Here is a 15,196-nt window from a genome sequence, read left to right on the forward strand (position 1 = left end):
AGTCTGAATATGAATTAATGATAGTCAATTATTGTCAATTATAGCTTCGGGTGTCAATCGGTTATCACTGGTATGGTATGTTCGTATTCGTTCTTCAGTTTTGTTCCGTAGGCACTGTAGATGAGACTATTATATATGGCTGTCGACTTGATATCATAACCGAACATTGATTTTCCTACAGTGGACAGAACAGATGCAGCTTCTGGTGCTCTTGTTATGACAGGAATATATGAATTCTTTTTAATCTGTTTTACGATGCCTCCGGCACGCGTATTTAGCCCGATAAGACGTAGATAGTATATCCATCCATTCGATTTATAGGTATCATAATCCGTTTTCGTTAGTTGCATCACATAGTGTAGAAGAGCCCTCTGTATATGTGTCAGAGTGTAGTTCCTGGATTTGATAGTCTTTGCGGTATCCGAAAATGACATATCTGAGTCGATCTTTGACATTCTATTATACAGATCTCTATCCATGTCAACTATTTCGCTGAATGATGATATTGATGGAGAGAGGTCATATCTGCCGTAAAGAAGTCTCGCCGCGGCGAGGAGACTGGACAAGTGATCCTCAAATACCGGGAATGTTTTTCTGTAGTTTGTGTCAAGGATGCAGTAGCATTCTTTCGGAACATGGCGCTCAATAGTCTTTATGTCGGAATTTCTCAGAAGAGATCTGATTGCTGATGCTGAACATATGTCATGAACAGCTTCGTTGCTGTTGTAATCCGATATAATACGTTTTATTATGACCGGCTTGATTTTTGATTTGATTCTTTTGAGGGCGGCGAGATATTCTATGGCAAGTATGTTGTTGGGACTTGACATAACGCTGCTTATGTTGCTTTTAGAGACTGATGAGGAGCTGTTTGAGGGATTATTCCTGACGATATCTTTTTTCTGGAGATAGTCCTCGATTGCGGTAGCTCTGGCTGCGCCATATGTCATGCCTGATGCCACGGATCTTCTGATGCTGTCTGATACCTGTGGAGGTTCATTTTCCACGATATCGGCGATCTGCGACAGAAGAACAAGGTCGTCTGTCTCTGCTCCGAACGATATAAAGTCTATGGCACCACTCATATCCATCATGGTGACGGCAGCGGTGGCATAATCCCTTGCGCTTGATGTTGAGTAGACAAATGGTATCTCGAATATAACGTCCACACCGCACTTGATAGCGGCTTCAGCCCTTGTAAACTTGTCAGCGAGGGCAGGGATTCCTCTCTGTAGGAAATTGCCGCTCATAAAGCACACCACATGGTCGGCTTCAGTGAGTTTTTTTGCCTGTTCGATCTGGTATAGATGTCCTTTGTGAAATGGATTATATTCGCATACGATTCCAACCGTGCTCATTTACGTCCTCCGTTTATAAATTTGATTGCTTTAATTCCTGACTGCTTCAATTTTTCTTTCAAGAATTCTTGACTGCTATTTTTAGTGCTAGATTTCTTTGCTTGAGTATAAATTTTATTGTATCTTAATAGTTCTAGCGTGTAAAGTGTGATATAATCAATACAGTTTAAGCGATTATTATTATCTGAGATTTCTGGGAGTATTATTCTTTCCTGCGTGGTATCGTGTGATCGCAGGATCACCATATGATCACAATATCCCTGTAAGATCAAGAGAAAAAGAAATATGGTATTTGATATGTATCGAAAATGTATTGTATATATATTATATATGCATCATACATGTACCGAATATGTATGGTATAAAGTTATTGTGTGCTGATTGTAGTACCGCTGTGCGTATAAAAACGTGCATAAATAATGATAGGATGTGTATGTAACCGGGAATTAGTTGTTGACAAAACAGCAAATATTTAATAGTATAATAAAGTAATCGAACATATGTTTAGGAGGAACAGACTATGGCAAGTAATTCAATCAATAGCGTCAACAAAGACGATAAGAAAAAAGCTCTTGATGCAGCTATTGCACAGATAGAAAAACAGTATGGAAAAGGTTCAGTTATGAAGCTTGGGGATTCCAATGCAAACATGAATATAGATGTCATTCCAACGGGGTCGCTCAGCCTTGATATTGCGCTTGGACTTGGTGGTATACCTAGGGGAAGGATAATAGAGGTGTTTGGTCCCGAATCAAGTGGTAAGACGACGGTTGCACTGCATATCGTTGCAGAGATACAGAAGAGAGGTGGCATAGCAGGCTTCATAGATGCTGAGCATGCCCTTGATCCTACATATGCCAAGAATATCGGAGTGGATATTGACAATTTGTACATATCACAGCCTGACTGCGGAGAGCAGGCTCTTGAGATAACTGAGACTATGGTTAGATCGGGGGCTGTAGATGTTGTTATTGTAGACTCTGTGGCAGCCCTTGTACCTAAGGCTGAGATAGATGGTGAGATGGGAGATTCCCACATGGGACTTCATGCAAGACTTATGTCACAGGCTCTCAGAAAGCTCACAGCTGTTGTCAGCAAGACCAACTGTGTTGTTATATTTATCAACCAGCTCAGAGAGAAGGTTGGAGTTGTATTCGGCAATCCTGAGGTTACAACAGGTGGCCGTGCCCTTAAGTTCTATGCATCTGTCAGGCTTGATGTAAGACGTATCGATACCCTCAGACAGGGCGGCGAGATAGTTGGCAACAGGACTCGTGTCAAGATAGTGAAGAATAAGGTTGCACCCCCATTCAAAGAGGCAGAATTTGATATCGTGTTTGGTAAGGGTATCTCAAAGGTTGGAGATATACTTGATCTTGCCGTTGCAAATGATATCGTCGATAAGTCGGGCGCATGGTATGCGTATAACGGCAACAAGATAGGCCAGGGACGCGAGAATGCCAAAATGTATCTTGAGAACAATGAGACAATATGCTCAGAGATTGAGCAGAAGGTCAGAGAGATACTTGGCGTTGCTGGTGATGGCGCAGGCACTACAGAGCCTGCTGAGAACGAAGAAGAGTAGATATTGGGAGATTGTGTAGATGATAGTTACGGATATCAGAAGAATAGATGACAAGAGATATTGCCTGTATATAGATTACGAGCCGTATGCATCCGTTTATTCTTCTGATATCAGGAGACTGCAGCTCCGTGTAGGTGAGGAAGTTGATGAGGTTTCCATTAAGGAATTTAGAAAAGAATATTTGTTTCGCAGAGCTCTCAATAAGGCTGTCAATTCCATAAAGTTTTCAGATAAATGCGAATATGACATCAGAAAGAAACTCAAAGATTTATATTACGATGAGGAGATCATAGAGCACTCGGTTGAAAAACTGAAAACATATGGATATATAGATGATTATCGGTATGCGTGTGGTTATGTCCGAAAGAATATGCGAAAGAAAGGACGCAGGATCATTGAGTATGAGCTTGATGGAAAGCATATAGGACGAGATATTGTTGAACGAGCGTTAAATGATACCTATGAACAGGATGAGGCGGAGACAATACTTGCGATCATAAGGAAAAAATATTCATATACAGATCTGACAGACGGGAGAAATAAGGTGATGGCGTACCTGTACAGCAAGGGGTTCGATCACAGAAAGATAAATGAAAGTATACGGATTATACAGGAAGAGTGTCGAGAACAGAATCAAAAACAGAATCGGGAACAGAATTAAAGAACAGAACCCATAAAAATATCGGGAACAGAATTAGTGTAAATGGGACAATATAGGAAATAGTTTGCAAGCGAAAAACTTATTATACTATTGTCAAAAAAAGAACCTACAATTGGACATAATTACTTGACATAATTAGTTAAAAATATTAAACTTAAATAGTTGTATTCTTGTACAATGAAAACTTAATAAGGAGGTGCTCCTGTGGATTCACCAATAGTATGGGTGATAGTCGCTGTTGTTGTAGTTGCGCTGCTTGTTGCTACTTGGTTTATAGCTATTGCGTATCGCAAGAATATAGTTGAGACCAAGATAGGAAGAGCGGAGTCACAGGCAAGAGAGATTATCGATGAAGCTCAGAAGACCGCCGAAGCTAAGAAGCGTGAAATATTGCTTGAGGCAAAGGAAGATTCCCTTAAGACACGTAATGACCTTGAAAAGGAAGTAAAGGACAGACGTGGGGAACTGTCACGTATGGAAAAGAGAATTCTTGCACGTGAGGAGAATCTTGACAAGAAGACTGAGGCAGTAGAGAAGAAGGAAGCAAGTCTTGCCGGAAAAGAAAGCGCTCTTGATAAGCAGAGGGCAAAGGTCGAAGAGTTACAGGCGAAACGTTTACAGGAACTTGAAAGAATTTCAGGTTTAACCTCTGAACAAGCAAAGGAATACTTATTAAAGACTGTTGAAGATGAAGTAAAGCATGAAACAGCAGTTATGGTCAAGGAATTAGAAACCAGAGCTAAAGAAGAAGCGAACAAGAAGGCGAAAGAGTATGTTGTCAACGCAATACAGAGATGTGCTGTTGATCACATTTCAGAGACAACGATCTCATTAGTTCAGTTGCCTAACGACGAGATGAAGGGTAGAATAATTGGTAGAGAGGGTAGAAATATTCGTACTCTCGAAACACTTACTGGAGTAGATCTGATAATAGACGATACTCCTGAGGCAGTTATTTTATCAAGCTTTGATCCTGTAAGACGAGAGGTAGCTAGAATTGCACTTGAGAAACTCATCGTGGATGGAAGAATTCACCCAGCCAGAATCGAAGAGATGGTTGAGAAAGCGCAGAAGGAAGTTGAAACTATGATGCGTGAAGAGGGCGAGGCGGCTACCCTTGAGGTAGGAATACATGGAATTCATCCAGAGTTAGTGAGACTTCTTGGTAAGTTGAAATTTAGAACAAGCTACGGACAGAATGCCCTTAAGCATTCAGTTGAAGTAGCTCAGTTGTGTGGTTTATTGGCCGGTGAAATAGGTGTCGACATCAAGGTTGCAAAGCGTGCTGGATTACTTCATGATATAGGTAAAGCCCTGGATCATGAGATGGAAGGTTCGCACGTTCAGATCGGTGCTGATCTGTGTAGAAAATACAAAGAATCAGCAATTGTTATCAATGCTGTAGAGTCACATCATGGAGATGTTGAACCTGAGTCATTGATTGCACTTTTGGTACAGGCTGCAGATACTATTTCTGCTGCAAGGCCGGGAGCAAGAAGAGAGACCTTGGAGACTTATACTACAAGACTTAAGAAGCTTGAGGATATTGCCAATGCTCATAAGGGTGTAGATAAGACATTTGCTATTCAGGCGGGTAGAGAAATTCGTGTGATGGTAGTTCCTGAACATGTAAGCGATTCTGATATGGTATTGCTGGCAAGAGATATTGCAAAGCAGATTGAAAATGAGCTTGAATATCCAGGTCAGATTAAGGTAAATATTATTAGAGAGTCACGCGTAACAGACTACGCAAAGTAAAATCATGAGAATTTAAATCATGAGAATTAAAAACTAAGAAAGTATTGAGAATAAAGCATTTTCAATACTTTCTTTTTTTGTAACGGAGGTGTTTGTGGAAATGAAATGTGAGAAGTTTAAAAGAGAAAGGCTTGAACTGGCATACAGAGCGCATGTGTTTGATGTTTATAATGATTATCTTGTTCTCCCTGATGGGAGAAGAGTCGTGTATGATCTGATCAAACATTCACCTGGGGCGTGCATTCTTCCAGTCTGCGATGATGGAAGAATCGTACTTGTCCGACAGTATAGGAATGCCATAGATGAAATCACATATGAGGTTCCGGCAGGATTTATAGATGAGGGGGAAACGCCCAAGGATGCAGCGATACGGGAACTGAGGGAAGAGACAGGATATATAGCCAGAAACGTTGAATATGTTACAAAGACAGTGCTGGCTATAGGTACAAGTGATGAACAGACCTATTTATACATCGGTAGGGATCTTATGTTTGAAAAAACAGAGCCTGATGAGAATGAATTTATCAACTGTGAGTACATCGAAATTGATGATGTTGACAGAATGATAAAAAACGGAGAGATAGTTGATTCAAAAACACTGATAGCGATTTATGCGTATAAATGCTCACTCACATAATTCTAAACAAGTAAGAAACGGGTGGGTTAATATCTGAATTAAAAAAAGTGAAACAATTTTGAAAAAAATTATGTCAATATGTAGTATACATAATTACAAAGCAACACCCCATTTGGTATTTTGAGGAAAAATACTGCAAAGGCGCAGTTTTACTTATTAAATTAGTGTTTGATTTTATTTACATTTATATTTATAATATATTTTAGTCTACATAACTAAGGGGATAAATTAGTGGAACAATACATAGACAGATACGTTGAATATTTAAGAAATGTAAAAAAATCAAGTGAGAATACCATAGCGTCATATAGAAGGGATCTTATGAAGTTTGTTGCTTATTTTTGCGACAAACATCTTGACAGGCTGGAGGATATAACTGAGACATATATAACCTCGTATGTTCTTGATATGGAGAAGAATGGAATGTCAATGGCTACGGTGTCGCGTAATATAGCGTCCATAAAGTCGTTTTACGCATTTTTGCTCAGAGAGCGGATTGTTGATGATGATCCCGCTGAGAATATAAAGCCACCGAAGATCGTTAAGAAAGTGCCTGAGATACTTACGATCAGTGAGGTCAATAAACTTCTTTCACAGCCTACGAACAAGACTCCAAAGGAGATCAGAGATAAGGCTATGTTGGAGCTCCTTTATGCAACGGGCATCAGGGTGACAGAACTGGTTACACTCAAGCTCACGGATGTTAACATGAAGCTTGGGTTTATAGAATGCCATGATGGAGACCGGGTGAGGACGGTTCCTGTTGCGGAAGTTGCACAGAGAGCACTGAGCAGATATATAACAGAGGTGCGTGATGATATGAGTGGTGGAAGCGATTACCTGTTTTTCAACTGTAAGGGTGCGCCTATGTCCAGACAGGGATTTTGGAAGATAATAAAATATTATGCAGCGAAGGCTGGAATAGATAAAGATATAACGCCGCATATGATAAGACATTCATTTGCATCGCATATGCTAAATAATGGGGCAGATATCAAGTCTGTTCAGGAGATGCTGGGACATGTGGATATAGCCACTACTCAGATATATCTGACTAATAAGCAGAGTAAGCTCAAAGAAGAATATGCGAAAGCGTATCCAAGGGCTTAAAATAAAATAACTTATAGACTAAGGAGAGAATCAAATCATGGAAAACAATTATTTTGCTCCGGCACAGATCATTGAGAACAATCTGAAAGGTGCAGTTGGAAAAGCAAACCTGAAACTGCACAAAATGATCATGATGGGCTTTTTCGCAGGCATGTTTATTGCAATCGGTGCTGAGGGATCAAATCTTGCAGTACATACGATTGACAATTTTGGATTAGCAAAGACACTTGCGGGCTGTATTTTCCCGGTAGGACTGATGATGCTTTCTATTATAGGTGCTGAGCTTTTTACTGGAAACTGTATGATGATAGCAGCTGTAGTGGATAAAAGGATAAAACTTGTTCAGATGTTAAAGAACTGGATAGTAGTATATCTCAGCAATCTGCTTGGATCAGTGGTTACAGCTTCTCTGATATATGGAAGCGGACAGTTTGACAATTCAGCCGGCGGCCTCGGTGCCTACACTATCAAGGTTGCCATGGGTAAGACTGGGCTTGATTTTGGAAATGCCTTTGTATCAGGAATAATGTGCAATATCCTTGTGTGTGTTGCTGTCCTTATGGCATCATCAGCAAAGGATATAATAGGTAAGATATTTGCGTGTTTTTTCCCGATCATGGTATTTGTTATATCAGGCTTCGAGCATTGCGTTGCCAATATGTATTATATTCCGGCTGGAATCATGGCTGCATCAAACAGCAAATATGTCGACAAAGCATGTGAGCTTTATGGCTATACAGCCCAGCAGATAAGCGACCAGTTGACTATAGGTAATTTTTTTGGAAAGAACCTTCTTCCGGTTACCCTCGGAAATATCATTGGTGGCGGTGTGATAGTTGGACTTGGACTTTATGTGATTAACAAGCCTAAGAAAAAAGATGAATAGTTGTAAGCTGTATTTTATATAGTCTTTGAATAATATATGGAGATGAAAAAAAGATATGCCCGTGTACCTGCAAACAGATGGTTGGACATATCTTTTTTGATGTTGAATGCCAAGCATAATTTTATTTCTTGATTCTTCAGTCGTTATAAAATTCCACAATCTTGTCAATTCTCGATGACATGTTCTCAAATAACAGATCCAGAATAGTGAGGGCGGTCATCGATTCGACAACAACAACGGCTCTTGGCCCGATAATCGGATCGTGGCGGCCTCTTATGGACACCTCGATGTCTTCCCCGGATTTGTTGACGGTATTTTGTGTGGAGGCAATTGACGGAGTAGGCTTGAAATGAGCCTTCAGCACGATGTCTGAGCCATCACTCATGCCGCCCAGAATTCCACCGGCATGGTTTGTACTTTTTGAGACTTTGCCGTCTTTCATGGTAAATTCGTCGTTATTGTATGATCCTCTGCTCTCAGAAACCTCTGTGCCCTCGCCAATTTCCACTGCCTTGACAGCTCCGATGGACATGATGGCCTTCGCCAGACATGCGTCTAGTTTGTCAAATACTGGTTCTCCGATTCCTGCAGGCATTCCGTGGACGATACATTCAACACTTGAGCCTATGGAGTCGTTTCCAGCCATGCAATCCTCAAGAAGAGAAGATGCCCTGGTATAAGCAGCTGGATCAGGTATGTTAAGATCGTTTTTGAGAATATAGTCTGCATCAAAATTGTTTTTGTCTATATGTACATCACCGATGGAAGATACATATGTAGTTATGTTGATTCCCAGTTCCTTAAGTATCTTAGATGCGATCGCACCTGCGGCAACCCTGCCTATGGTCTCTCTTCCTGACGATCGTCCGCCGCCTCTATAGTCTCTGAAACCATACTTCTGATCAAAAGTGTAGTCTGCATGCCCTGGTCTATAATATGTGGCGATATCTCCGTAATCCCCGGAGCGCTGTGAAGTGTTCCTCACCATCATTGATATAGGTGTTCCTGTTGTCTTTCCCTCGAAAATTCCTGATAATATCTCAACGGTGTCAGATTCTTTTCTTGGAGTTGAGAACTGCGAAAATCCCGGCTTTCTCCTGTCGAGAAATATCTGGATATCCTCCTCGCAAAGCGGAAGTCCTGCCGGACATCCGTCAACAACAACTCCCAGAGCCTTTCCATGAGATTCTCCCCATGTTGTGATAGTGAATTTATTTCCTATGGTAGAACCTGCCATAATATGTCTCCTTTAAAACGTGGTATAGCTACCACTTCATTTCAGACAAATGCACTGCCGGATATGTATGTGCAAAGCCTGCGCGAATTATTATAGCATACATAAGTTTATGATAACAAGGAATAAGTTGAGATGCTGAACCTTGTAATGACTTCGTGATGCTGAGATAGTGAACCTTGTAATGTCGAATGGTATGTATTAAAATATACAAATAATGCTGAACGGCAGGCGTCAAAATATACAAGTAATGCCAGGTGTGAAACGATAGATAATGGAAGGACACAGCTGAATATATAGCTGATAAAAGGTGAAGAAGATGGAAAAATATTACATAGTAAAATCTATAGATGGAGATTACGCTAATCTGGTTGATGAGAATGAGCCGGATGGTGAGACTAAGCTCGTTGCAAGAGCATTACTTCCAGAAAATATATCGGAGGGAACAAGACTTCATTATGCGTTCTTGCAATATGAAATAGCAGAGTAGTTCTGCAATAGTTCTGCAATATGAAACAATAATAGTAGAGGATAATAATATGTAGAATAATTCCCCCTTTACAAACAAACACACATATGTTATTCTACACAAGGTCAGCTGACACTTAGTTTGAGGATACCTCTAGACCTTTTGCCCGGTGTCAGCCATGTATATTTATTTTATAGGAGGATTGTTATTATGATAACAAAAGAGCAGAAGCAGGAAATCGTAGCTAAGTACGGCAAGGATGCAAACGACACAGGTTCAACAGAGGTTCAGATCGCACTTCTTACAGCAAGAATCAATGACCTCAACGGACATTTCAAGGCTAATCCAAAGGATCATCACTCAAACCGTGGTCTTCTTAAGATGGTTGGTCAGAGAAGAAACCTTCTTGCATACCTCAAGAGCAAGGATATCGAGGCATACAGAAAGCTTATCGAGAGCCTTGGACTCAGAAAGTAATTCTAGTTTAAGAATTTCTATTCGGGCTTTAATAAAATAACAATTATGAGAACCATGTGGCAGCACATGGTTCTTTTTTATAAGCCTTTTTTTATAAGTACACACCTTTGGATATTGTATTTTTTATATTCGTATGCTAAAATTTAAAAGATTGTGGAATGACATATCGAGACTTCTATAAAGAATATCGTGGGTGATTGAATCAGGGTGCTGAAAAGGAGTTGAGACATGGTGTTTTTTATAGTTGTTTCGACGTCTTCCACAATACAAATAAATATAATCAAGGAGATTTTGAGATGAGTAAGGAATTCAAGAGATACCAGAAAGAGATCGCAGGCAGAATGCTCACAGTCGATATAGGCAGAGTAGCTGCACAGGCAAATGGCGCTGCATTTATCAAGTACGGTGACACAACAGTGCTTTCAACATGTACAGCTTCAGAGAAGCCAAGAGACGGAATCGATTTCTTCCCGCTTTCCGTAGAGTATGAGGAGAAGTTATATTCAGTTGGAAAGATACCTGGAGGATTCAACAAGAGAGAGGGAAAGGCATCAGAGAACGCTGTCCTCACATCACGAGTAATCGATAGACCTATGAGACCACTTTTCCCTAAGGACTATAGAAATGACGTAACACTTAACAACCTTGTTATGTCAGTAGATCCAGAGTGCAGACCAGAGCTGGTGGCAATGCTCGGATCATCTATCGCAACATGTATATCAGACGTTCCATTTGACGGACCATGTGCCATGACACAGGTAGGTCTTATTGATGGAGAGTTCATCATCAACCCAACACAGAAGCAGTGGGATGAGGGCGATCTGAAGCTCACAGTTGCATCTACATCACAGAAGGTTATCATGATCGAGGCTGGTGCAAACATAGTACCAGAAGCTAAGATGATCGAGGCTATCTACATGGCTCATGATATCAACCAGGACATCATCGCATTTATCAATGAGATAGTAGCTGAGGTTGGAAAGCCAAAGCATTCATATGTAAGCTGTGCAGTTCCAGAGGAGCTCTTTGCAGCAATCAAGGAGATCGTTCCTCCAGCAGCTATGGAGGATGCTGTATTCTCAGATGAGAAGCAGGTTCGTGAGGAGAATATCAGACAGATAACAGAGAAGCTTGAGGAGGCATTTGCAGACAACGAGGAGTGGCTTGCAGTACTTCCTGATGCTATATACCAGTACCAGAAGAAGACGGTGAGAAAGATGATCCTCAAGGATCACAAGAGACCTGATGGACGAGCTATCAACCAGATCAGACCGCTTGCTGCTGAGGTTGACATCATTCCTAGAGTTCATGGTTCAGCTATGTTCACGAGAGGACAGACACAGATATGTAACGTATGTACACTTGCTCCACTTTCTGAGATCCAGAGAGTTGATGGACTTGATGAGAATGTTACAACAAAGAGATATATGCACCACTATAACTTCCCTGCTTACTCAGTAGGAGAGACAAAGGTTTCAAGAGGACCAGGACGTAGAGAGATCGGACACGGTGCACTTGCTGAGAGAGCACTTCTTCCAGTGCTTCCAAGCGAGGAGGAGTTCCCATATGCTATCAGAACAGTATCAGAGACATTTGAGTCAAACGGTTCAACATCAATGGCATCAACATGTTCATCATGTATGTCACTTATGGCTGCCGGTGTCCCTATCAAGGCTATGGTTGCAGGTATCTCATGCGGACTGGTAACAGGTGATACAGATGACGATTATATCGTTCTCACAGATATCCAGGGACTTGAGGATTTCTTTGGAGATATGGACTTTAAGGTAACAGGTACTACAGAAGGTATCACAGCTATCCAGATGGATATCAAGATCCACGGACTTACAAGACCAATCGTTGAGGAGGCCATCGCAAGAACACGTGAGGCAAGACTCTTTATCATGGAGACATGTATGAAGCCGGCTATCGCAGCTCCAAGACCAACAGTCAATGAGTTCGCACCAAAGATCAAGCAGATCAAGATCGATCCAGAGAAGATCGGTGAGGTTATCGGACAGAGAGGTAAGACTATCAACACTATCATCGAGGAGACAGGTGTTAAGATCGATATCGATGATGAGGGAAGAATCTCTATCTGCGGCGTAGAGCAGGCGGGTATGGACAAGGCCATCGAGATGATCAACATGATCGTAGAGCCTCTTGAGGTTGGCAAGAACTACCATGGCAAGGTCGTTAAGGTTATCGACTGCGGAGCTATCGTATCACTTGCACCGAACAAGGACGGACTCATCCACATCTCAAAGCTTTCAGACAAGAGAGTTGCAAAGGTTGAGGATGTTGTAAATGTTGGCGATGAGGTTGACGTAAAGGTCATCAAGATCGATGAGAGAGCAGGAAGAATAAGCCTGAGCCTCAAGGATGTACAGTAAATAATTACTAACTATAAGGGTATTTGATATTATTTTATAAGGGTAAATCTGATGTCTCGAAACCGGCCATTTATATGACCGGTTCCGGGGCATTCTAATAACTGAAATAAATGCAGTAAATAAAGACAGACAGAAAAAAACAAACTAAAATAAATGTTAAAACAGATTTAAGGGGGAACATATGAAATACGGTTATTTTGACGAACAGCACAAAGAGTATGTAATTGACAGACCAGACACACCGGCACCTTGGGCAAACTACCTCGGTTCACCGGAATATGGAGCTATAATCTCCAACAATGCAGGTGGCTACAGCTTTGAAAAGTCAGGAGCAAACGGAAGAATACTTAGATACATATTTAACAGCTTTGACCAGCCTGGAAGATATATATATATTCGTGATGATGATACAAAGGATTATTGGTCAGCATCATGGCAGCCGGTTGGCAAGAGCCTTGATGTATACAAGAGCGAGTGTCACCATGGAACGGCATATACAAAGATGTATGCAGAGTATTCTGATATCAAGTCAGAGGTACTGTATTATGTTCCACTTAACAAGACTCATGAAGTATGGAAGGTAAGAGTTACCAACAATTCGGACAGACCACGTAATCTGTCAGCAATCGGATACTGCGAGTTTACAAATGACTGTAACTATGAACAGGATCAGGTAAATCTTCAGTACACACTCTTTATAACAAGAACATATTTCATGGATAACAACAAGATCCTTCAGGTCATCAACGAGAATGTTGAGAAGGCAGAGATCAACGGCAGCAAGGCCAACAGAAGATTCTTTGCAATTGCTGGAAGTGATGTCGCATCATACTGCGGTGACAAGGAGGAATTCCTTGGAAGATATCACGGTTATGGTGATCCTGTTGGAGTTATAAATGGTGATCTTGGCAACAAGCTTAACTACAACAGCAATGCCTGCGGAGGACTTCAGACAAAGTTCACACTTGCTCCGGGCGAGTCGAAGGATTTTGCATTTATAGTTGGAATGAAGGACAATGATGCTGCAAATGCTGTCATAGCCGGATATTCAGATCCTGCTGCAGCATGTCAGGAGGAACTTGATGAGCTGATAGAGTACTGGCATTCAAAGCTCAACAACTTCCAGGTACATACACCAAGTGATTCATTCAACAATATGGTAAATACATGGAATGCATATCAGTGTTTCATGACATTCATATGGTCAAGAGCTGCATCATTCTCATATTGCGGTCTGAGAAACGGATATGGATACAGAGATACAGTTCAGGATATCCAGGGCGTTATTCACCTTGCTCCTGAGATGGCTCTTGAGAAGATCAGATTTATGTTGTCAGCACAGGTAGACAACGGCGGCGGACTTCCACTTGTAAAGTTCACACATAATGCAGGACATGAGGACACGCCAGATGATCCTTCATATGTACAGGAGACCGGACATCCTGCATATCGTGCAGATGACGCGCTGTGGTTGTTCCCAACTGTATACAAGTATATTGCGGAGTCAGGTAATCTTGACTTCATAGATGAGGTTATTCCATTTGCCAACAAGGATGAAGGTACTGTATATGAGCACCTTAAGAGAGCTATCGATTTCTCTATGAACAGACTTGGAGACAACGGTATGCCGGCAGGACTCTGGGCAGACTGGAATGACTGTCTGAGACTTGGAAAGAGAGGAGAGTCAACATTTGTTGCCATGCAGCTCTACTATGCGATGACGGTTATCAAGTATTTTGCAGAGATGAAGAATGACGCAGAGTACATAGATTACATCAATAGCATTCAGTACAAGATGGGGGAGACCATCCAGAAGAAGTGCTGGGAGGACGACAGATTTATCCGTGGATACAAAGAAGGCGGACAGGTCATCGGTTCAAAGAATGATCCAGAGGCAAGCATGTGGCTGAATCCTCAGTCATGGGCAGTTATAAGCGGACTTGCAACAAGAGAGCAGTCCGAGCTTGCACTTGAGTCCGTTCATAGAGAACTCAACACAGAGTATGGTGTAAGACTTATGTTCCCTCCATACAGAGAGCACGCATTTGACGGAGCATTAATGCTTCTGTTCAATGCAGGAACAAAGGAGAATGCAGGTATATTCTCACAGCCACAGGGCTGGATCATACTTGCCGAGGCACTAATGGGACATGGAAACAGAGCGTTCGAATATTTCAATGAGAGCTCACCTGCATCCATGAATGATAAGGCAGAGATCAGAAAGCTTGAGCCATATTGCCATGGACAGTTTACAGAATCTGTGGGAAGTCCATTTGAGGGACGTGCTCATGTACATTGGCTCACAGGTACAGCATCAACCTGTATGGTTGGCTGCGTTGAGGGTATCATGGGTATGAGACCTGACTTTGGCGGAATCAAGATCGCACCTTCAGTTCCATCAGACTGGAAGGAGTTTGAGATTGAGAAGGTGTTCAGAGGCAAGAAACTTTCCATCAAGGTACAGAATCCGGATGGACATGAGAGCGGTTTCCAGAGTATGACAGTGAACGGAGAGACATTTAAGTCGAACTATATTCCAGCAAGCGCACTCAAGGACGAAAATGATATCGTGCTTGTCATGTAATATATTATAGGAATATTTCGACAGCCTGGCGCTGAATAAAAAAA

The 15,196-nt window shown here is 41.5% G+C and carries 12 protein-coding genes; 10 read left to right on the forward strand and 2 right to left on the reverse strand.

What is annotated here, in order from left to right; genetic code table 11:
- Positions 1 to 53: 53 nt before the first annotated feature.
- Positions 54 to 1,358: a tRNA(Met) cytidine acetate ligase gene (locus NQ536_RS06045; RefSeq protein ID WP_004851154.1), complete on the reverse strand. Its 1,305-nt coding sequence runs from the start codon at positions 1,356 to 1,358 to the stop codon at positions 54 to 56.
- Positions 1,359 to 1,878: 520 nt separating this feature from the next.
- On the opposite strand from NQ536_RS06045, the gene recA reads away from it, so the two are divergent.
- The 6 genes from recA to NQ536_RS06075 all read left to right on the forward strand — a co-directional run bounded on the left by recA (position 1,879) and on the right by NQ536_RS06075 (position 7,995).
- On the forward strand, positions 1,879 to 2,943 hold the full coding sequence (recA, locus tag NQ536_RS06050) for a recombinase RecA (protein WP_004851151.1): 1,065 nt from the start codon (positions 1,879 to 1,881) through the stop codon (positions 2,941 to 2,943).
- Between the two features lie 19 nt (positions 2,944 to 2,962).
- Positions 2,963 to 3,604, forward strand: a complete 642-nt coding sequence (locus tag NQ536_RS06055) for a regulatory protein RecX (RefSeq protein WP_004851149.1) — start codon at positions 2,963 to 2,965, stop codon at positions 3,602 to 3,604.
- Positions 3,605 to 3,808: 204 nt separating this feature from the next.
- A complete protein-coding gene (gene rny, locus NQ536_RS06060) occupies positions 3,809 to 5,362 on the forward strand; it encodes a ribonuclease Y (RefSeq protein ID WP_004851147.1) in 1,554 nt (517 codons plus the stop codon).
- A gap of 100 nt (positions 5,363 to 5,462) precedes the next feature.
- A complete protein-coding gene (locus tag NQ536_RS06065) occupies positions 5,463 to 5,999 on the forward strand; it encodes an NUDIX hydrolase (RefSeq protein WP_004851146.1) in 537 nt (178 codons plus the stop codon).
- A gap of 231 nt (positions 6,000 to 6,230) precedes the next feature.
- Entirely contained in the window at positions 6,231 to 7,109 is an 879-nt protein-coding gene (gene xerD / locus NQ536_RS06070) for a site-specific tyrosine recombinase XerD (RefSeq protein WP_004851144.1), read from the forward strand.
- A gap of 37 nt (positions 7,110 to 7,146) precedes the next feature.
- Positions 7,147 to 7,995 (forward strand): formate/nitrite transporter family protein, encoded by an 849-nt coding sequence (locus NQ536_RS06075; RefSeq protein WP_004851142.1) that lies wholly within the window; start codon positions 7,147 to 7,149, stop codon positions 7,993 to 7,995.
- 136 nt (positions 7,996 to 8,131) lie between these two features.
- Here the strand turns inward: NQ536_RS06075 and aroC are convergent, their stop codons facing one another.
- Positions 8,132 to 9,232, reverse strand: coding sequence for a chorismate synthase (aroC, locus tag NQ536_RS06080; RefSeq protein WP_004851140.1), 1,101 nt, complete (start codon positions 9,230 to 9,232; stop codon positions 8,132 to 8,134).
- A gap of 316 nt (positions 9,233 to 9,548) precedes the next feature.
- Here aroC and NQ536_RS06085 point away from each other — a divergent pair, with 316 nt between their 5' ends.
- The 4 genes from NQ536_RS06085 to NQ536_RS06100 all read left to right on the forward strand — a co-directional run bounded on the left by NQ536_RS06085 (position 9,549) and on the right by NQ536_RS06100 (position 15,152).
- Positions 9,549 to 9,719 carry a hypothetical protein gene (locus NQ536_RS06085; protein WP_004851139.1) on the forward strand — a complete coding sequence of 57 codons (171 nt, stop codon included), beginning with the start codon at positions 9,549 to 9,551 and terminating at the stop codon, positions 9,717 to 9,719.
- 189 nt (positions 9,720 to 9,908) lie between these two features.
- Positions 9,909 to 10,175, forward strand: a complete 267-nt coding sequence (gene rpsO / locus NQ536_RS06090; protein ID WP_004851136.1) for a 30S ribosomal protein S15 — start codon at positions 9,909 to 9,911, stop codon at positions 10,173 to 10,175.
- Between the two features lie 296 nt (positions 10,176 to 10,471).
- Positions 10,472 to 12,568 (forward strand): polyribonucleotide nucleotidyltransferase, encoded by a 2,097-nt coding sequence (locus NQ536_RS06095; protein WP_022059047.1) that lies wholly within the window; start codon positions 10,472 to 10,474, stop codon positions 12,566 to 12,568.
- Between the two features lie 181 nt (positions 12,569 to 12,749).
- Entirely contained in the window at positions 12,750 to 15,152 is a 2,403-nt protein-coding gene (locus tag NQ536_RS06100) for a GH36-type glycosyl hydrolase domain-containing protein (protein WP_004851133.1), read from the forward strand.
- Positions 15,153 to 15,196: the final 44 nt, after the last annotated feature.

The sequence above is a fragment of the Coprococcus eutactus genome (genome assembly GCF_025149915.1).
In the GTDB taxonomy this organism is placed as follows: Bacteria; Bacillota; Clostridia; order Lachnospirales; family Lachnospiraceae; genus Coprococcus; species Coprococcus eutactus.